We start from the raw sequence: 18,374 nt of genomic DNA on the forward strand, positions 1-18,374 counted from the left end.
ACCTTATTTCGTTTTTACGAGGAAGAGGGGTTGACCATATTCAACGAGTTGTCCATCCTCTGCAAGAATTTCAACAATTTCTCCCGAAACTTCCGCTTCAATTTCATTGAATAGTTTCATTGCCTCTACAATACAAACTATTGTGTTTTCGGATACTTTATCGCCCGATTTAACGTATGCTTCTGCCTCTGGTGAAGATGCAGAGTAAAATGTGCCGACCATAGGAGATGTAATTTTATGTAGAGATGGGTCTTGAACCGCCTCAACATTCGCACTCGCTATTGGAGCTTCTTTTTGCGGTGTTGCTGCTGGCACTTCTTGTACAGCTACAGGTAAAGCTACAGGCACCTCTGTAATAGGGTCTGCTTGAACCGCTGGAACTGCTTGTTGCGTACCACCTTTTTTTAGTACGAGTTTGGTCCCCTCGACCTCATATGAAAATTTTTCAATTGAAGACTGATCAATTAGTTTAATAATTTCACGGATTTCTTGAATTTTTAACATGATCTTATTCTCCTGACTATAGTAATTTTTAGGTTCAATTCTATTTTAGACGTTTTCGGTGCATAATGAAACAAATATCGTTAAATTGTATGAAAATCCATGCTAAAACAAAGAAAAGACCCTAATTAGGGCCTTCGTTTCTTTCATGATTCGCCTTTAAAATCCACCTTTACCTTTCGAGCTTCTTCCCAAGTAGACATGACAAGATAAGTAATTTCGTTTGCTTGTTTTGCTGATTGACCATCTTCTGATAAAACTGTGACATTTACCATATTTCCTTCTGTTCGGACGAAGGCATCCTTATAACCAAGCGCTTTAATTTGCGTTTCCATTAACGCCTCTACGGAGTCGCGTTTTATTAGTAAGGCAATTTCATCGAAAACTTCATTTTTTTCACTAGGGGTTTCCATAGTGTTGATTTTAGTCGTCAGTTGTTCATGCATTTGACTTCGTTCATTCCGCACTTCCATCCGCATATCATCAAACAAATAACTTTCTGCAAAGACGGGTGCTTGATCTCCATCGCCAGTTTCCTTATTTACTGGTTTTTTGTCACCCGCATTATCAAAGATTGCCATTCCATCAAATGGCATTGGATTTTTGTTGATGGAATAGATTGCAATGACCGCTACGAGACTTAGTAATGTCAAAAACCATACTGTACGTTTATTTGTTTTCATCCAAGTTCCCCCTCTTTTTCATGATCACTATTCGGTGCTCTGGCAACTGAAGGACCGTTGATAATGTTCTTTTCAATTCAATTTTGATACCTGGATCGTCTGCGCCCTCTGCAACTACAAGGACGCCTTCGATTGCATTGTTTTTTATGTCCTGTCGTGTTGTTGAAAGAGAAAAGTAATCGGACAATGGGCTCTTATCTTCGTTATTGTTGGAATGTAGATATAACTTGACCTCTCCCACTCCTTCGATACTCATTAGAGCTTCTTCAAGGTCTCCATATTCATTGCTAGTTTCTTCTATCTGCCCCCTATCCCCTCCGATTCCTAAAATGCCAGAGTTCATGGAAATGATAACGAGAACAAGTAATGACCCAAATAGAACGGTTTGGAATTTTTTTGTGGTTTTTTTCATAGCATCCCCATTTTCGTTCGTAAAGGCGTGTTCGTTTCGTCATCAATAATTCATTTTATGCAGTTTCATAGTAAGCTATGACCAAACAGTGAGAAGACTGATTGAATTATCCATAAGCCCATAGCTAGCTTGACGATCGGCAAAAAATTTTCTTCTTTGTTCCCTGGAAAGAGTAATAAAAGCAATGCTGACATAACCGTAATCGATAAAACCCCTGTCAAAAAGCCTTCCATCTTCTCACCTCACTTCATAGTTGTTAATAATTTAATAAGGATGACAGAAAATAACGCCGTATAAATAAAAGCAAAAGCGATTAGAAATGAAATTGCGCAAAGTACAAACAAAGTTTTTCCAATGTCATCAAGCAAACCAGTGATGTCTTCATCCGCAAAAGGTTCAATTAAAGCGGCTGTCCATCTATAAAAGAGCGCTGTGAGCAATGTTTTCATCGACGGTACGAGCGCGACGGTCCAAATGCTCGAAATTAGCCACCCTCCAACAAATACACTCACGCCAGATGAATATCTACCAATCGACCCGAGACTTTCTGTCATGAATGACCCTATCAACGGAATGTTTTGTTGTACCAGTTCCTTGAGCGGTTCGCTAGCCAGTCCCGAAAGTGCCCAGGACATCGTTCCACCTACAGTGATGAAAATTGAATAAGCTGCAACGACTGCTGAGACAAGCCCAATTAATGTGGTTCGAATAATTTCAGCCAACTTAGTAAAAGGGACATCGGGTAATAGTCTTGTTCCTACATCTAATAGAAGCGCTGTCGTCAAAAGTGGAATCAATAATTTTTCGGTTAATACCACTGCGCCATTAGCGAATAATAGCATCGCAGGTTGAAAATTCAATAAGCTGAAGGCTCCTCCAGCTGCAATCATAGTGGCAGTAAGTATCGGATAAACCGCAATGAACATCATGGATACTGAATAAGCAATATCTCGTATGAGGATAAAGTGTTCAAAAGCCGGCTTTAATGCGACCGTAAGAATAATAAAAAATAAAATCATTCTCGTCCATTTTTTAAAAGAGGGAAACAAGAAATCCATCATCAACGCCATGAAAGACGCTAAAATAATAATTGAAAAACTCGTTATAACAGTTCCGAGTAGTACATCAATAAAGGGGATCATAAATGTACCCGTCCGATCATTTAGTAATAAGTGATGAGAGTATTTCAATTAAGTTAGTGGTTTGATTTACCCAAAGAAGGAGAATCGTTATTTTGATAACAAAATGAGATAAAGTAGCCAGTGAGCGATAACCCGCCTCCTCAATGTGCTCAGATATTATTTCGGATAGCAAAAACAAAATTGCGCTTCCAATTAATAGTTTCGCGAAAGGGTTAGGGAGTGACTCGAACAACCGAACGAAAGTCCTCCCAAACGGAAATATTACAGTAGTTAGAAGATAAAATAGGACGATGAAAAAAATGGATGTATATAATAATGATTGTAATTTTGGTACTACAAATGCAATTAGGAGGAGAAGTAAAAAGACAACTATTATCTGTAGTAAAATAAACATTAGACCATCGCGAGCCATTGGAAAAACTCAGCTATTTCGATAAAAAATATTCGAAGGAATCGAAGCAGTTCTGCAGTGATATACAAATAGGCGATAAAAAATAGAAAAAAAGAAAACTCTTTTTTGCCCGTTTGTTCAAAAAACACATGCAGTATTCCGATGACCAAACCGATACCGGCGATTCGTAGCAAGTCATTCAATTCCATCCGGTACTCCCCCCATGCATCAACCTATGTAAAATCGACAATATATATGAATGAGTGAAACGTTATGGACTACTAATTTTTGAAAACTAAAAAACCCCTTGCATTCATATTCGAATGCAAGGGGGATTGTTCAGATTTTATGCGCGTGAGACGTACTCCGCTTCTTCTGTATTAATGACAAGCGTATCGCCTACGTTTACGAAAAACGGCACTTGAACAGTTAATCCAGTTTCAACTGTTGCCGGTTTTGAACCGCCGCTGGCTGTATCGCCTTTTATGCCGGGCTCTGTCTCGACTACTTCTAATTCTACTGTGACAGGAAGTTGCACCCCGAGAACTTCACCATGGAACTGAATAACGTGAACTTCCATATTTTCTTTTAAAAATTTAAGTTCGTATTCGATTTGATTTGCCGGTATTTCAATTTGATCGTATGTTTCATTGTTCATAAATACATGATCATCGCCGTTTGCATACAAATATTGCATGCGAAGGTTGTCGATTTGCGCACGCTTCACTTTCTCGCCTGCGCGGAAAGTTTTTTCGTTAATATTGCCAGAACGTAAATTACGTAATTTTGAACGAACGAAAGCTGCGCCTTTTCCAGGTTTGACGTGTTGGAATTCTATTACTCTCCAAATATCCCCATCAACTTCAATCGTAGAACCCGTTTTAAAATCGTTAACTGAAATCATTGTTTTTCCTCCAATATAAAAATTATAGAATCAATAACTCTTTGGTTGCGTGAGTTAGTCGTTCATTGCCATTTTCGGTAATGACGATATCATCCTCGATACGAACGCCACCTACATCAGGCAAATATATTCCCGGCTCCACCGTTACGACCATATTCGGCTCCAGTACAGTTTCTGAGCGAAATGATAAACCTGGAGCTTCATGCACTTCCATCCCTATCCCGTGACCCGTTGAATGACCGAACGCTTCACCGTATCCTTTAGATGTAATGTAATCTCTGGCAATCGCATCTGCTTCTATACCTGTCATACCCGGTTTAATTTCTTTTAATGCAAGCTCCTGTGCCGCTAATGTCACTGCATAGATTTCTTTAAGTTTATCAGTTGGTTCACCAACTGCCAAGGTTCTCGTTATATCAGAAATATATCCCTCGTATAACGCACCATAATCAAGCGTTACGAAATCACCCGACTCAATAATTTTACTCGTCGCGACACCGTGCGGAAGGGCACTACGTAAACCAGAGGCAACGATTATAGAAAATGAAGATGACGTAGCACCTTGTTTTCTCATGAAAAATTCTAATTCATTTGATACATCTAGTTCAGAAATGCCCGGTTTGATGAACTTAATAATATGTTCGTATGCATCGTCCGCGATTTTGGCGGCCTTTTTCAAGATAGTCAGCTCATCCGGCGTTTTCACCATACGTAATTTTTCAACGATTCCTGAAACAGGTTTTAGATCTGCTTCCACTTCTTTTTTGTACGTTTCATAAAGTCCGAATGCCATATCATCTTTTTCAAATCCAAGTGTGCCAATGTCCATTTTGCTCACTTGCGCTCCAACTTCTTCGATAATCGTTTTGGTGTGCTGGACTATTCGATAGCCTTTAATTTGTTTTTCGGCTTGTTCAGTATATCGGAAATCTGTAATAAATACAGCATCATCCGCTGACACAATTGCGACTCCGGCAGTTCCTGTAAAATTTGTCATATAACTACGATTATACGGGTTAGTAATGAGAAGCGCATCAATCTCTTCTTTTTTCAACTGTTCTCTCAAGTTTGATAGTTTCAAAGTCATCAGTCCCCTTTTCCTTGGAGAAGGAAGGCTTGCAGGGCAAGCGTATATCCAGTTGTTCCGAAACCAGTTAGTTGGCCCATGCATACTGGTGCGATAACAGATGTCTGTCGAAAAGATTCCCGATTATGTATGTTGGATATATGCACTTCAATCACTGGAATGTCCACGGAAGCCACCGCATCGCGTATGGCAATGCTATAATGCGTAAACGCGCCTGGATTGAAAATAATCCCATCCGTATTATCGTCAGCAGCTTCATGGATTCGATCAATAAGCGCACCTTCTGTATTTGATTGAAAAAAATCAAGCTCTACATTGTTTTCACTCGCAATCATTCTTAGCTTCGTTTCCACATCATCAAGCGTTTCATACCCATAAATTTCGGGTTCTCTCTTTCCAATTCGATTCAAGTTGGGTCCATTTAATACAAGTAATTTCACCGACGAACCAATCCTCTCCATTTTCTATATCATTTTATCATACCCTGAGTTCGTCGGTAACTAATTTCATTCTTTTCTTCAAACTTTTCGCATAAATGTAGCTGTTCCTGTGATAAATCTTAATGTGATCGCGATTATCGCTGCAAATGGATAAGAAAAAGTATTAAAAAAATCAAGCAATGATTTCGGTTCGTTTATAAACCATTCAACAATGATTACTCCAATCACCCCAATAACTATTGCCGATAAAGAGGGTGGAATTGCACTTGAAAATGAGCATAAGATATAGAGGATTGCAAAAATAATGAACAACCCTATAAAAAGCAGGAACCATTTAATACTATAATGGTAAGAGTCAACTTCTGGCCATCTCTCCGTCCATCCAATAGGCGACCAATTTATGAATGAAAACAATTCTAAGAATCTTAATGATAGCGTCGTAAATAATGCAGCAAATAACGATGTGTAAAGAAATGTTTTATTAATCATCTGAATCCCTCCGTATATAAAAGTGTTGGGTCGTTCAGATAATTTTAAACATTAATGTGGAGGTAATGAATAATTTTTAGTATAATAGGTACATTCGATATACTCGAAAGAAAGTGTGGTTAAAAAATGACGAAAGATCAACAACCTCAGACATATGGGGGCCAAGCACTCGTTGAAGGCGTTATGTTCGGCGGGAAAGATCATACAGTCGCAGCAATTCGAAGAAAAGATAATTCGATTGATTACTTTCATCTTCCAAAGAAAAAAAGTGATCTTGCGATGAAACTAAGAAAAATACCATTTCTTAGAGGCATAGTAGCCTTAATTGAATCAGCCGGGGTTGGGTCTCGTCATTTGACATTCTCTACAGATCGTTTCGACGTCGAACCCGGTGAAGAAAAAGAGCAAGATGAACAGGAAACATCAAAATTGACGATGGTCATCGGTGTCGCCGCAGTTGGTGTTTTATCTTTTTTATTCAGTAAATTTGTCTTTACACTCGTCCCTGTTTTTTTGGCAGTATTATTCATTTCAATTGCGCCAGGAGAGACAGCACAAATATTACTTGAAACATTTTTCAAACTTACACTCTTACTCGGGTATTTAGCATTGATTTCAATGACACCATTCATTAGAAGAGTCTTTCAATATCACGGTGCAGAGCATAAAGTGATCAATGCGTATGAACGTAAATTACCGCTTACCGTAGAAAACATTCAAGCTCAATCAAGACTCCATTATCGCTGCGGAAGTAGTTTCATTCTATTTACCGTTATCGTGGGAATGCTTATATACTTCCTCGTTCCTGCTGATCCTCTGTGGCTGCGGCTTGTCAATAGAATTCTTCTTATACCTGTTGTTCTTGGTGTTTCTTTTGAAGTTCTTCAGCTAACGAATGCTGTCCGTAACATTCCAGTATTAAAGTATTTGGGGTATCCTGGTTTATGGCTTCAACTATTGACAACGAAAGAACCTACAGATGACCAGGTAGAGGTCGCCATCTTATCATTCGAGAAATTACTTGAAGTTGAAGAATTTGGTGTTTCGGCATTAGAAGTAAAAACTAAAGAGAAAACAAATACGATTTCTTCGCCGCTTACAGCTCAATAAACAATGAAAAACAGGCATCCGCTCTCGCTTTGAGAGTGGATGCCTGTTTTCTTTTTATATTATAAGCCGCATTTTAGCTGCGCGTTACAGTTGGTACATGTGTTGCAACCGCCCATTTCTTGGACAGTACCTTGACGACAAACCGGGCAAGTATTTCCTACTTCAGAGCCGATTGTGACATTCGTTGAACGAAGATCCTGAATCGTGTCAACGAGTATAACTGGTCGCTTCTCGATTACTTCTTCAACATAATCTGAATCAATTTCATTTTCTTCTGCTTTTAGCGTCAACACTTGGGAATCACGGCTACCGTCTACATAAACAGTACCGCCTTTTGCTCCGCCTTTGTATAAACGCTCGTACACGCTTTCTACTTGTTCCACCGTGTAACCTCTCGGCGCATTCACCGTTTTGGAAATCGAGCTGTCAATCCAACGTTGAATGATGCACTGCACATCAGCATGCGCTTCTGGCGCAAGACTCATCGACGAAATAAACCACTCAGGTAAATTATTCGGATCTGCTTCAGGGTTACGTGTTAAATATTCCTCTACAATTTCAGCTTTCACTTCGATAAATTTACCAAGGCGCCCACTGCGGTAATACGTAAAGGAGAAATAAGGTTCTAATCCTGTTGAAACTCCTACCATTGTTCCAGTACTCACTTTTGTTACTCTCCTAACCTTTAGGAGGGCGGGATTATCAGTACCCGCTCCATATGTCGCCATATGGGTCAGACTATATCATCAACCAAATGAAAAGAAATAACTCGGTTGTCAGGCGTGTAGTCGTTGAGGGGTCAGCCACGACTTCCCTGCGGATTGTCTGCACCTTTCAATTTTTACCTTTGCGTACTTGGCAATGTACAGGTACAAAAGGATACTCAGAGTTTCCCGCATACAGCCTAATTTACACGATGCAATTACTTGCACCGGGGGCAATTCATTTACCCGTTGGAGCAACAGTCAATAAATGAGAGTTTCTGATTCCGTGTTCAAGGATTGATTCACGGATATCTTCAGGCATTTTTTTCATGAAGCCTGTGTTGATAAATGCTTCACGTAGCGCTTTTGTTTCTTCATCTGTCTTGCCGATCAGGAACGGGAAGCTTCCCTTTTCTTTAGCAAGTTCTATAGATTCGCGATATGCTGTCGTTGCAATCGTTTCAAATACTTTATCGACGAGCACATTTCCTTCTTCTGAACCGTATTCTTTCTCACAGTAAATCAGAAGGTCAGCAAGTCCCATGACGCCAAGTCCTACACGGCGCTCTCCGAGAGCTTGTTTTTCGTTTTCTTCGAGGAAATATGGTGTCGCATCGATGACATTGTCCTGCATACGCACGCCGACTTGCACGATTTCCTTCAGTTTTTCATAATTAACTGTTTTCGTTTCTTTATCGGCTACTTCAGCAAGGTTTACTGCAGCTAAATTGCACACAGAATAAGGTGCTAAAGGTTGTTCTCCACATGGGTTTGTTGCTACGACTTGCTGGCCGTACGCTTTTGCATTTGTTTCGCTGTTGGCATTGTCGATGAAGAAAATGCCTGGTTCAGCCGAATACGTTGCACAAATATTGATAAGATCCCATAGGGCGCGTGCTTTAATCGTTCTATAAACTCGCACTCCGAATCCTTGTCGTTCCCATTCACGAACATCTCCGACTTCATGCCACTTTTCGTTATAGTGTTTCATTTCTTCCGGAGAGTATTTCTCGACTGCAGGGAATCTCAGGTCATAATCTGCATCTTCCTCGACAGCTTTCATGAAATCATCTGTCAGCGTAACTGAGATGTTTGCACCCGTGAGGAATTCTGGATTATGTACGGAATACGTTCCGCCGTCGCGTAATTTCGTTTCAGCGTCTTTCATGATTTCTTCACTAAAGCCGCCTAATCCAGGGATATTACGGTAGTTCAGGATGCTCTGATACATCGCATCTTCCTGGGCTGTTAACGGTTTGAATTTCAGTTTTTCATTTGCTAATTTTTTAATCAGTTCATCTTCCGTATGTTCTAGAAGATAACGTAGAATTCTTGGATTCTGCATTTTTGAAATGATGAATTCAAGAATGTCAGGGTGCCACCTAAATACCGTCCTTTTCAGGATATTTCTCTGCTATATGCAGACGGAGTAGACTATATCATCACCCTCAGCATAATCTGTTAGGGGCCGGGCGCTTCGGAAAGTACTAGATCTTCCCTACTCTACTTTCATTCATAATGAATGTTTTCGTTAGTCGTTGAACCTTCACCTATACGGCGCTTGGCTGCGGATTGTCCAATACCATTAATTTTTTAGCATTCACGCTCACCGTTTCCAGTCACGTTGTAGCTTAACGGTCTCTAAGGAGTTCTTCGCAATTCACCCGATTTTCTAATCGCCCATTGTCTGGACGACGCGGACTAGCATTGTTATAAATTGTTCTTCTTTCCCGTAAGTTTTTTCATGACATGTTTTACACAAGGTAATTCCATTGGTAGTATCAAACTGGATTTCAGGATATTTCTTTTTAGGATAAATATGATGAGCCGCAATAACCCTAGATTGTGAATAGCAGCCCGGCATTTTACATCGATATCCGTCTCGTTTGTATACTTTTAATCTCCATTCTTTATATTCCGCTGAATCAGTAACGTCATTAGGAGTTACTCTATTAATAACAAGATATTTTCTAAAACAAATTTGATTACAAAAATTAATTTTCGATCTTTTATGTGCAGACAACACTAACTCAATATCTTTAAGACAATAGGCACAGCTTGTCATAACTCTTTTTCTTTGACGTGTTTCTCTAATTTTCAACAAAGAATTTTCGCTATGTTTCTTTCCTCTCCTAGGAGCACCTTTATCTATATCATTATGTCCTCTAACTGGCCATCCGAAATGAAGAATGCGACTCAAAATTGTGATATAACTTACTCCCAATTCATTCGCGATAACTGTATAACCTTTCTCCAGTTCAACATATTGATGATATAGCCAATCCTTATTGTCGTAAAGTTGATTTGTAAGTTGAATTGGTTGTTTTCGAATTCCAAATCTTCTTAGTCTACCTCTAATTTGATCTCTTGTTAGTTGAGTTTCCTGTGCGATTTGATTCACAGATAATCCATCGATTATATACCGCTGAAAAAGATATTCTTGTGTAATCATAAAACCCCTCCAAGAACATTCGTTCTATTAATTATAAGGGTTTTTTATATTTAAGGAAAGAGAAAACAGTTCTTCAACTTCTTTAATCCGCCAACATAATCATTTGCGCGCCTCGGCGACTCCCGCCTTGTTCGACAAGATGCGTCAATTTCGCGATGTCGTCTAACCAGGAGACGGAACCTGATGATTTACCATTCACGCCTCTTGCAAGCGTGTTGCGCGGGCGTAATGTCGAACCATTCGTTCCGACACCGCCGCCGCGGCTCATAATCTCCATTACTTGCTTGCGGTGATCTGAGATGCCTTCACGTGAATCGGCTACAAACGGCATGACGTAACAATTAAAATACGTAACATCAGTTTCCGCGCCTGCTCCGTAAAGGACTCGTCCCGCTGGAATGAAGTTCAATGTCGAAAGTTGTTTGTAAAAGCTTTCAAACGATTCCTGACGCTTTTCTTCCGTCGTCTCCACAGATGCAAGGCCAGTCGCATTTCGCTTAGCGATTTGTTCGTAGAATACTTCAAGCGGCTTTTCGATCACTTCAATCGGTCGTGTGATAACTCCGATTTCTTGTTCCTCAGGATCGTCAATCGCCGAACGATAATCCCGTTCGATCCAAATCTCTGCTTGTCCATTTTTTTCATCGAGTGCGGTAATGAATCCGAGTCCGCGTGCCGGAAACTTCGGATCCTCCTTCACTGTTAAAACAACGAAATCCCCAATTTTCAACGTTTTCTTTTCAGTGTCCTTGAACGAATACCGGTCAATCATTACGAGTCTCGACACACCTTTGTGTTCGATGTGCATGTCTTCTGTTATTGGATGCACTTGCGGGAATTCTGCGATATCTTTGTTTAATTGTTCCTTATCCAGAACTGGTTCTTGATGCTTTGAAGCAATAACCATTGAGGCATCCTCCTTTATAGAATTTTCGACTAGACACAATATATTGTGTCTATCTTATTTATTAATGTACTACATATGGTTTGACGTTACAAATGAAATAGTTTGTTAGATTTTTAATAAATGCAGTCATGTCGCACTTCTAAAATTTCAAATGTATAAAATGTATCTAAAGTTCTAGTTTCACTTCTTGAATGTCCAATCGTTGTTCCCATACTTTTTTCGTTCGATTTCTTTTACATAAGAAAGTTGTTCTTCGGATAATTCATAAGGTTCTAGACGCATATTAAGCGCTTTTTCGAAGCCTTTTGAAAAGGCAGCGATGCTTTCATCTACAGTCACTTTTCGACCTGCAAGTTGGTCGATCGCCACCGCTTTTTCACGGATACCGATTTTCATACGTTCGCGTTGATCTTCCGACTTGAATGTAAACAATGATACAAGTTTTTCCGCGTCAAGGCTTAACAGAATCGCACCATGTTGTAAAATAACACCTTTTTGTCGAGTTTGGGCACTTCCGGCAACTTTTTTGCCTTCCACGACGAGTTCATACCAACTGGGCGTATCGAAACAAACGGCACTCCGAGGTCTTTTTAGCCCGTCAATCTCTTCCTTGCTTTCAGGAATTGAGAAACATGCATCGAGTCCTAGATTTCGGAATCCCTCTAAAAGCCCGCCCGAAATCACGCGATATGCTTCTGTGACCGTTTCCGGCATATTCGGATAGTCTTCCGTCACAATAACGCTGTATGTAAGTTCATCATCATGCAGTACGCCTCTGCCCCCAGTCGGTCTCCTCACAAATCCCAACCCAAGCTTTTCAACTTGCTCCATATCAATTTCTTTTGAAACACTTTGAAAATAGCCAATCGATAATGTTGCCGGAGACCATTCATAAAAACGTAAGACAGGGCCAATTTCTCCTTTGCTATGCCACTCCAATAGTGCTTCATCGAGCGACATATTATAAGAAGCAGTGCATTTACCAGAATTAATATAATGCCAAATTGTCTTTCCCAATACTTCTACCTCCTTTGTGCCGAACTTCATTTTAGCATCCCTATTGAACAAGTTCCACCATACTCTAATAATAGTTATTTTTGAAATGGCAGGCTAGCAACCTTTTAAGTGATTTACTCATTATAATGGTAATATTGAACAAATAAAAAAGCCGCCTAGCGGCTCACTAAATTAAAAATGCTTAAGATTATTCGTTATCCATATTTGGATTTCTTTCGCGAAGCATCCAGTAATGTTGAACAAGTTGTTTCTCATAATTAAAGTGTAATTCGTAGAAATACATATGCCATCTTGGATTTATATGTTCATAGTATTTCGCTAAAGTACCGTATAAACTTGTTTTCTGAAGAAGATCTGCTAGACGCGGGTCCATTTATTCTCTCCTTTTTCTTTTCATATATAATCAATGTATTCAACAGTCACGTTTCTGTGTGGGCGCAATAAAAATGGCGAACGCTCAATTTACGAGTTTCACCCAAAGCATGGCCACTTGATGGAACAATATGAAGATAGAATCGGTAAGGGCCTTCATCGAAGGTTTCAAAAAACGATTTTGGGGTTAATTAGGCTTCGTTTTGAAAAAAGGGTTGATAAATCCCTTCATAGCAATGGATTTATTGACTCATTCCTCTTATAATAGAATAGAATAGAGAAAGGGGAAAGTTGTTGTGGTGGATACACTTTATATTGTTATAGGAATCCTTGTCGTTATCATTATTTATATGGTTGTGACGATGTTGCGCCTACGAAAAGCAGTCACAAATTTGACACAAGAAGAATTTATAAAAGGATACCGGAAAGCTCAATTAATCGACGTCCGCGAGCAAAAAGATTTTGAAGCCGGTCACATCCTCGGAGCTCGAAATATTCCGTACTCTCAGTTCAGACAACGTCATAAAGAAATTCGTCCGGATCTACCGGCATATTTATATGACCAAAACGGAGGAAAAAGCGCGCGTGCCGCTTTGCTTCTGAAGAAAAAAGGATACACGAAGTTATATCAACTCCAAGGCGGATTCCGTCAATGGACAGGCAAAATCAGAAGTAAATAATCAAAAAGGTTGAGCCCGCAGATAGTCTGTCTGCATGCTCAACCTTTTTAGATTCGTACGGTGTTACCCCATAATATTGTAGCCGCCATCTACATAAATGATTTCTCCGGTTACGCCGCTTGAAAGGTTACTTAGAACAGCTAGCGTCATATCTCCAACTTCTTCTTGCGTGATATTTCTTTTCAAAGGAGCAGTTTCTTCAATTTTGGATAGAATTGTATTAAATGAAGGAACGCCTTTGGCAGAAAGCGTGCGGACTGCACCCGCTGATATAGCGTTAACGCGAATATTGTCTTTACCTAAACTAGATGCTAAATATTTAACAGATGCTTCAAGAGAAGCCTTTGCAATCCCCATGACGTTATACCCTTCGAGGACACGTTCAGCGCCTAAGTAACTCATTGTAACGATTGATCCGCCTTCTGTCATATACGGACTTGCTTCCTTAGCAACAGCGATTAGCGAATACGCACTCGTATCTTGAGCGAATGCAAAACCATCTCTAGATGTGTTGATAAAATCAGTTCGAAGATCTTCTGCATGTGCAAACGCTAGTGAATGAACAACACCGTATATTGAACCGACTTTTTCGCCAATTGTTTTAAATGCTTCTTTAATGCTATCATCTTCATTAACATCACATTGAACGATGAGTTTGGCTTCCATTTCATTTTCATTCAACAATTTCGTAATTCTGTCCATCGAACGTTCTTTTCGATATGTAAAAATTAAGTTAGCACCCGCTTTTGCAAGTGACTTTGCGACACCCCAAGCAAGACTTCTTTGATTGGCAACACCCATCACAACAATATTTTTGCCTTTAATTTTAAGTAAATCATCCATAATATCCAAATCCTCCAATTGATTGTCAAATAAACGCTTAACTTTAGCACCTGGTACTAAAAGTAAGTGTAACATAATTTTCTAGCGATGTTAAATTAAATTTTACGTAAAAAAATGAAAAACACAGTAAATGCACTGTGTTTTTCATGGTTGTATAATTAATCTTTTGAATAACGCAAAACAGGCTGTCGGGCTGCTCGAGTTTCGTCTAGACGTTTAATGACAGTCGTATGAGGCGCAGTTTGAACGATTTCCGGATTATCCTCGACTTCTTTTGCAATTTGAATCATTGCATCGATAAATGAATCCAGCGTTTCTTTCGATTCAGTTTCAGTCGGTTCAATCATCATTCCTTCTTCAACATTAAGCGGGAAGTAGATTGTCGGTGGATGATAACCGAAATCCAATAGTCGTTTCGCGATATCAAGTGTTCGAACGCCCAATTTCTTTTGTCTGCGACCTGATAAAACAAATTCATGCTTGCAATGTTGATTATAAGGAAGATCAAAATAAGGCTCTAATCTGCGCATCATATAGTTCGCATTCAGGACTGCATTTTCGGTTACAGCTTTCAAGCCATCCGGTCCCATTGAGCGAATATAAGTGTACGCACGGACGTTGATGCCAAAGTTTCCGTAAAAGGGTTTAACTCGGCCAATTGCTTGAGGACGATCGTAATCGAATGTAAATTTATCATCTTTTTTCACTAGAACCGGTGCCGGCAGAAAAGGAATTAAATCCTTGTGAACGCCAACTGGACCTGAACCCGGTCCGCCGCCGCCATGAGGGCCGGTAAATGTTTTATGCAAATTCAAGTGAACGGCATCAAAGCCCATGTCCCCAGGACGTGCTTTCGACATAACTGCGTTTAAGTTCGCGCCGTCATAATAGAGTTTTCCGCCGACTCCATGTACAATCTCCGCCATTTTCACGATATCATCTTCAAAAAGACCTAGCGTATTCGGGTTTGTAAGCATTAATGCAGCAGTATCATCGCCGACAACGCGCTTCAAGTCCTCTAAATCCACAAGTCCTCTTTCGTCAGATTTAACAGTAATCGTATCATACCCCGCTACTGTAGCTGATGCGGGGTTTGTTCCGTGCGCGGAGTCCGGTACGATAACTTTCGTACGGTGAAAATCTCCATTTGCTTCATGGAAAGCGCGGATCATCATCAAGGCAGTCCATTCCCCATGGGCGCCTGCTGCGGGTTGGAGCGTAATTTCATCCATTCCTGTAATTTCTACTAAATGCTCTTGAAGATCATACATCAATTCCATTGCTCCTTGGACAGTCGATTCGTCTTGCAGTGGATGAATGTTTGCAAAACCAGGATAGCGTGCAACTGATTCGTTTATCTTCGGATTGTATTTCATCGTACATGAGCCGAGCGGATAGAACCCGGAGTCAATGCCGTGATTACGCTTTGAAAGCGCCGTGTAATGACGCATAATATCGAGTTCCGATACTTCAGGAAGCTCCGCTGCTTCCTCGCGGTGATAGCCGGCCGGCAGTAGCTCATCAAGATCAAGTTCCGGTACATCAAGTTCTGGAAGGCTATAGCCAATTCGACCTTCTTTTGTTATTTCGAAAATTAATGATTGATCTTCGTTACGCATTGAGGGCCTCCGTTTCCTGCACGATAGCAGCTGTATGCTGAACGAGTGCATCGATTTCTTCTTTTGTACGTAGTTCCGTAATTGCGATTAAAGCATGATTTTCAAGGTTTTCAAATTTCAAACCAAGATCATATCCACCGATAATGTCGTTTGCGAATAGGTATTGATTCACTTCTTTGACAGATTTTTTGACGTTGACGACAATTTCATTAAAATGAGCGCCGTTGAAGACAACATCAAAGCCTGCATTTTCAAAAGCTTCTTTTGCATAGCGGGTTTTCACGATATTTTGATATGCGATTTCCTGGGCTCCGACTTTTCCTAATGCCGTCATTGCAACGGAAGCCGCTAGTGCATTCAGCGCTTGGTTCGAACAAATATTAGACGTTGCTTTATCGCGCCGAATATGTTGTTCTCTCGCTTGAAGAGTTAGCACATAGCCGCGTTTCCCGTCTTCATCAACTGTCTCTCCAACTAGACGGCCTGGCAATTTTCGCATTAACTTTTTAGTCACTGCAAAGTACCCGCAGTGCGGACCACCGAACGATTCCGGAATTCCGAACGGCTGGGCATCGCCGACAGTGATATCCGCGCCTAATTTTCCGGGAGGCGTCAACACGCCTAGTGCAAGCGGATTTGACGATACAACAAATAAACCTTTTACGGCATGTGTGAGTTTTCCGATCTTTTCAATATCTTCAATTTGTCCAAAGAAATTCGGGTACTGAACGAGAACGGCCGCAGTATTTTCATCTAGCAATTCTTGAAGTTGCTCAATATCGGTGACACCATCTCTCTGTGGAACCGTAACAACTTCAATTGATTGTCCTTTGGCATACGTTAACACGACGTCGCGTGATTCTGGGTGCACTGTTTCAGAAATAAGTATTTTCTTCTTGCGTGTGTGACCCGCTGCTAGTGTGCCAGCTTCTGCAAGTGCAGTTCCTCCGTCATACATGGAGGAGTTCGCAATTTCCATCCCCGTTAATTCGCAAATCATTGTTTGGAATTCAAAGATTGCTTGGAGTTCACCTTGAGAGATTTCAGGTTGATATGGTGTATAAGCCGTATAAAATTCAGAACGAGAGATAACGTGATCAACGATAATCGGCTTATAATGATCATAAACGCCAGCACCTAAAAACGATGCATAACGCTGGGAATCTGCATTTTTAGCAGCAAGTTTTGAAAGTTCTTTCGTTAATGAAGACTCTGATTTTGCCTGTTTTATGTTGTACTCGCCTTTAAAACGAACTTCTTCTGGAATTGCCTCAAATAATTCATCCACAGAATCGACACCGATTACCTTAAGCATTTCTTCGCGGTCAGCTGTCGTCATTGGCATATAGCGATGCTTCATGTTCATAATCCCCTTTTCTATTAATTGATAATTAACGTTTATAAAATGGTGTATCGATAATTACTGCTTTCAGCATTCTTTTTCTTACTTGAACAATCACTTCAGTTCCAACTGCAGCATGCTCCGTATTCAGAAGTGCAAAACCAATATTTTTATTTAATGTTGGCGATTGAGTACCAGTTGTTACTACACCAACTTCTTCATCATTAAGGAAAACTTTGTAGCCCGTACGCGGAATCCCTTTATCAATCATTTCCAGGCCGACAAGTTTTCGAGGGATGCCATTTTCTTTTTGTTCAGCTAACGCCTGCTTGCCGATAAAGTCTTCTTCTTTATTAAGCTTTACAACAAAACCAAGTCCAGCTTCTAGTGGTGATATGTCTTGGGATAACTCTTGGCCGTACAGAGGCAGACCCGATTCGAAACGAAGCGTATCACGGGCGCCGAGTCCGGCTGGAACGACACCGTCGCTTTCTCCTGCCATTAAGATCGCTTCCCAGAGAACCACAATCGACTCAGGAGATGCATAAAGTTCAAAGCCGTCTTCGCCAGTGTATCCTGTTCTGGAAATTAGAACGTTTTGACCGCAAATTTGCACATTTTCTTGAAAACGGAAAAACCTTATTTCATTTAATGGTACAGACGTAAGTTTTTGAAGTGTTTTTTCAGCAAGCGGTCCCTGAAGAGCTAGTAACGCATAAGCATCAGATTTATCTTCAATTTCGACATCTGAAGTTTTATGCTTATTCATCCACTCGAGATCTTTTTCAAGGTTAGAAGCATTGACTACGAGCAAATAATTTCCTTCATCCCGTTTATAGATAAGAAGGTCATCAACGGTCCCGCCGTCTTCGTAACACATCGCCGTATATTGAGCTTGTCCAACTTTAAGTTTAGAGACATCATTTGTCATCATTTTTTGCAAATAGGAAAGTGCTCCATCTCCGGTTACTAAGATTTCTCCCATATGCGAAACATCAAATAGTCCAGCTTTCGTTCGAACTGCTTCGTGTTCTGCTTTAATGCTAGAGAACTGTACAGGTAAATCCCAACCACCAAAATCAATTGTTTTACCGCCATAATCTTTGTAATGATTAAAAAGTACAGTTTTCTTCAACGTAGTAGTCATAATGCATTCCTCCCCGCTAATTTTCGTAAAAAAAGACAGAGGTTCCCCTAATTTTAGGGAACCTCTGTCTGTGTACCTGAAAGTTTGACCTTGCGGCTTTCCTCGTTGGTGGCCAGTCGATGCTGACACTCT

18 protein-coding genes and 3 pseudogenes are annotated in these 18,374 nt (G+C 40.3%); 2 read left to right on the forward strand and 19 right to left on the reverse strand.

All coding sequences use genetic code 11. The features are described from left to right. Nucleotides 1-3: 3 nt before the first annotated feature. The 9 genes from accB to G8782_RS01995 all read right to left on the reverse strand — a co-directional run bounded on the left by accB (nt 4) and on the right by G8782_RS01995 (nt 6,049). Nucleotides 4-504 carry an acetyl-CoA carboxylase biotin carboxyl carrier protein gene (accB, locus tag G8782_RS01955; RefSeq protein WP_172369229.1) on the reverse strand — a complete coding sequence of 167 codons (501 nt, stop codon included), beginning with the start codon at nt 502-504 and terminating at the stop codon, nt 4-6. A 143-nt stretch (nt 505-647) separates the two neighbouring features. Further along, on the reverse strand, nt 648-1,184 hold the full coding sequence (locus tag G8782_RS01960) for a SpoIIIAH-like family protein (RefSeq protein WP_172369230.1): 537 nt from the start codon (nt 1,182-1,184) through the stop codon (nt 648-650). Continuing rightward, entirely contained in the window at nt 1,171-1,596 is a 426-nt protein-coding gene (locus G8782_RS01965; RefSeq protein ID WP_172369231.1) for a hypothetical protein, read from the reverse strand. Before G8782_RS01965 ends, G8782_RS01960 begins: the two co-directional genes overlap by 14 nt. A gap of 242 nt (nt 1,597-1,838) precedes the next feature. Continuing rightward, nucleotides 1,839-2,738, reverse strand: coding sequence for a stage III sporulation protein AE (locus tag G8782_RS01970; protein ID WP_172369232.1), 900 nt, complete (start codon nt 2,736-2,738; stop codon nt 1,839-1,841). Between the two features lie 393 nt (nt 2,739-3,131). Next, nucleotides 3,132-3,338 carry a SpoIIIAC/SpoIIIAD family protein gene (locus G8782_RS01975; protein ID WP_172369233.1) on the reverse strand — a complete coding sequence of 69 codons (207 nt, stop codon included), beginning with the start codon at nt 3,336-3,338 and terminating at the stop codon, nt 3,132-3,134. Nucleotides 3,339-3,475: 137 nt separating this feature from the next. Continuing rightward, a complete protein-coding gene (gene efp, locus G8782_RS01980) occupies nt 3,476-4,033 on the reverse strand; it encodes an elongation factor P (RefSeq protein ID WP_172369234.1) in 558 nt (185 codons plus the stop codon). Nucleotides 4,034-4,055: 22 nt separating this feature from the next. Next, the gene (locus tag G8782_RS01985; RefSeq protein ID WP_172369235.1) at nt 4,056-5,120 is read right to left on the reverse strand and encodes a M24 family metallopeptidase; all 1,065 of its coding nucleotides are present in this window, start codon (nt 5,118-5,120) and stop codon (nt 4,056-4,058) included. Continuing rightward, a complete protein-coding gene (aroQ, locus tag G8782_RS01990; RefSeq protein WP_172369236.1) occupies nt 5,120-5,560 on the reverse strand; it encodes a type II 3-dehydroquinate dehydratase in 441 nt (146 codons plus the stop codon). Before aroQ ends, G8782_RS01985 begins: the two co-directional genes overlap by 1 nt. A 78-nt stretch (nt 5,561-5,638) precedes the next feature. After that, on the reverse strand, nt 5,639-6,049 hold the full coding sequence (locus G8782_RS01995; protein ID WP_172369237.1) for a hypothetical protein: 411 nt from the start codon (nt 6,047-6,049) through the stop codon (nt 5,639-5,641). Between the two features lie 126 nt (nt 6,050-6,175). Between G8782_RS01995 and G8782_RS02000 the strand changes: the two genes are divergently transcribed. Further along, the gene (locus tag G8782_RS02000) at nt 6,176-7,159 is read left to right on the forward strand and encodes a DUF1385 domain-containing protein (protein ID WP_172369238.1); all 984 of its coding nucleotides are present in this window, start codon (nt 6,176-6,178) and stop codon (nt 7,157-7,159) included. 59 nt (nt 7,160-7,218) lie between these two features. Here the strand turns inward: G8782_RS02000 and G8782_RS02005 are convergent. From G8782_RS02005 to G8782_RS02030, 6 genes and pseudogenes are all read right to left on the reverse strand, one after another. Beyond that, nucleotides 7,219-7,821: pseudogene (locus G8782_RS02005) on the reverse strand (vitamin B12-dependent ribonucleotide reductase); the annotation flags it as partial. A 280-nt stretch (nt 7,822-8,101) separates the two neighbouring features. After that, nucleotides 8,102-9,244: pseudogene (locus tag G8782_RS02010) on the reverse strand (vitamin B12-dependent ribonucleotide reductase); the annotation flags it as partial. 291 nt (nt 9,245-9,535) lie between these two features. Continuing rightward, the gene (locus G8782_RS02015) at nt 9,536-10,315 is read right to left on the reverse strand and encodes an HNH endonuclease (RefSeq protein WP_172369239.1); all 780 of its coding nucleotides are present in this window, start codon (nt 10,313-10,315) and stop codon (nt 9,536-9,538) included. A gap of 85 nt (nt 10,316-10,400) precedes the next feature. After that, nucleotides 10,401-11,222, reverse strand: a pseudogene (locus G8782_RS02020) (ribonucleotide reductase N-terminal alpha domain-containing protein); the annotation flags it as partial. Nucleotides 11,223-11,402: 180 nt separating this feature from the next. Continuing rightward, the gene (locus G8782_RS02025) at nt 11,403-12,182 is read right to left on the reverse strand and encodes a lipoate--protein ligase family protein (RefSeq protein ID WP_425505474.1); all 780 of its coding nucleotides are present in this window, start codon (nt 12,180-12,182) and stop codon (nt 11,403-11,405) included. Between the two features lie 244 nt (nt 12,183-12,426). Then, nucleotides 12,427-12,612 carry a hypothetical protein gene (locus G8782_RS02030; RefSeq protein WP_172369242.1) on the reverse strand — a complete coding sequence of 62 codons (186 nt, stop codon included), beginning with the start codon at nt 12,610-12,612 and terminating at the stop codon, nt 12,427-12,429. A 349-nt stretch (nt 12,613-12,961) separates the two neighbouring features. Between G8782_RS02030 and G8782_RS02035 the strand changes: the two genes are divergently transcribed. Further along, nucleotides 12,962-13,291 carry a rhodanese-like domain-containing protein gene (locus G8782_RS02035; protein ID WP_172370179.1) on the forward strand — a complete coding sequence of 110 codons (330 nt, stop codon included), beginning with the start codon at nt 12,962-12,964 and terminating at the stop codon, nt 13,289-13,291. Between the two features lie 63 nt (nt 13,292-13,354). Here G8782_RS02035 and fabI read toward each other — a convergent pair whose 3' ends face one another. The 4 genes from fabI to gcvT all read right to left on the reverse strand — a co-directional run bounded on the left by fabI (nt 13,355) and on the right by gcvT (nt 18,242). Then, complete coding sequence (gene fabI / locus G8782_RS02040; protein WP_172369243.1) at nt 13,355-14,134, reverse strand: enoyl-ACP reductase FabI; 780 nt, start codon at nt 14,132-14,134, stop codon at nt 13,355-13,357. A 158-nt stretch (nt 14,135-14,292) separates the two neighbouring features. Beyond that, nucleotides 14,293-15,753: an aminomethyl-transferring glycine dehydrogenase subunit GcvPB gene (gcvPB, locus tag G8782_RS02045; RefSeq protein ID WP_172369244.1), complete on the reverse strand. Its 1,461-nt coding sequence runs from the start codon at nt 15,751-15,753 to the stop codon at nt 14,293-14,295. Continuing rightward, nucleotides 15,746-17,113, reverse strand: coding sequence for an aminomethyl-transferring glycine dehydrogenase subunit GcvPA (gcvPA, locus tag G8782_RS02050; protein WP_172369245.1), 1,368 nt, complete (start codon nt 17,111-17,113; stop codon nt 15,746-15,748). The genes gcvPB and gcvPA overlap by 8 nt, the downstream gene beginning before the upstream one ends. Before the next feature lie 31 nt (nt 17,114-17,144). After that, entirely contained in the window at nt 17,145-18,242 is a 1,098-nt protein-coding gene (gcvT, locus tag G8782_RS02055) for a glycine cleavage system aminomethyltransferase GcvT (RefSeq protein ID WP_172369246.1), read from the reverse strand. Nucleotides 18,243-18,374: the final 132 nt, after the last annotated feature.

The organism is Sporosarcina jiandibaonis, from assembly GCF_013184495.1.
Taxonomy (GTDB): domain Bacteria; phylum Bacillota; class Bacilli; order Bacillales_A; family Planococcaceae; genus Sporosarcina; species Sporosarcina jiandibaonis.

Excerpts from the sequence above, each read along its gene's own strand:
- G8782_RS01985 (WP_172369235.1), bottom strand. The coding sequence starts at position 5,120 with ATGACTTTGAAACTATCAAACTTGAGAGAACAGTTGAAAAAAGAAGAG.
- gcvPA (WP_172369245.1), bottom strand. The coding sequence starts at position 17,113 with ATGAAGCATCGCTATATGCCAATGACGACAGCTGACCGCGAAGAAATG.
- G8782_RS01965 (WP_172369231.1), bottom strand. The coding sequence starts at position 1,596 with ATGAAAAAAACCACAAAAAAATTCCAAACCGTTCTATTTGGGTCATTA.
- G8782_RS02035 (WP_172370179.1), top strand. The coding sequence starts at position 12,962 with ATGGTTGTGACGATGTTGCGCCTACGAAAAGCAGTCACAAATTTGACA.
- efp (WP_172369234.1), bottom strand. The coding sequence starts at position 4,033 with ATGATTTCAGTTAACGATTTTAAAACGGGTTCTACGATTGAAGTTGAT.
- G8782_RS01970 (WP_172369232.1), bottom strand. The coding sequence starts at position 2,738 with ATGATCCCCTTTATTGATGTACTACTCGGAACTGTTATAACGAGTTTT.
- G8782_RS02015 (WP_172369239.1), bottom strand. The coding sequence starts at position 10,315 with ATGATTACACAAGAATATCTTTTTCAGCGGTATATAATCGATGGATTA.
- G8782_RS01960 (WP_172369230.1), bottom strand. The coding sequence starts at position 1,184 with ATGAAAACAAATAAACGTACAGTATGGTTTTTGACATTACTAAGTCTC.
- fabI (WP_172369243.1), bottom strand. The coding sequence starts at position 14,134 with ATGGATGATTTACTTAAAATTAAAGGCAAAAATATTGTTGTGATGGGT.
- G8782_RS02030 (WP_172369242.1), bottom strand. The coding sequence starts at position 12,612 with ATGGACCCGCGTCTAGCAGATCTTCTTCAGAAAACAAGTTTATACGGT.
- gcvPB (WP_172369244.1), bottom strand. The coding sequence starts at position 15,753 with ATGCGTAACGAAGATCAATCATTAATTTTCGAAATAACAAAAGAAGGT.
- gcvT (WP_172369246.1), bottom strand. The coding sequence starts at position 18,242 with ATGACTACTACGTTGAAGAAAACTGTACTTTTTAATCATTACAAAGAT.
- accB (WP_172369229.1), bottom strand. The coding sequence starts at position 504 with ATGTTAAAAATTCAAGAAATCCGTGAAATTATTAAACTAATTGATCAG.
- G8782_RS01975 (WP_172369233.1), bottom strand. The coding sequence starts at position 3,338 with ATGGAATTGAATGACTTGCTACGAATCGCCGGTATCGGTTTGGTCATC.
- G8782_RS01995 (WP_172369237.1), bottom strand. The coding sequence starts at position 6,049 with ATGATTAATAAAACATTTCTTTACACATCGTTATTTGCTGCATTATTT.
- G8782_RS02025 (WP_425505474.1), bottom strand. The coding sequence starts at position 12,182 with ATGTCGCTCGATGAAGCACTATTGGAGTGGCATAGCAAAGGAGAAATT.
- G8782_RS02000 (WP_172369238.1), top strand. The coding sequence starts at position 6,176 with ATGACGAAAGATCAACAACCTCAGACATATGGGGGCCAAGCACTCGTT.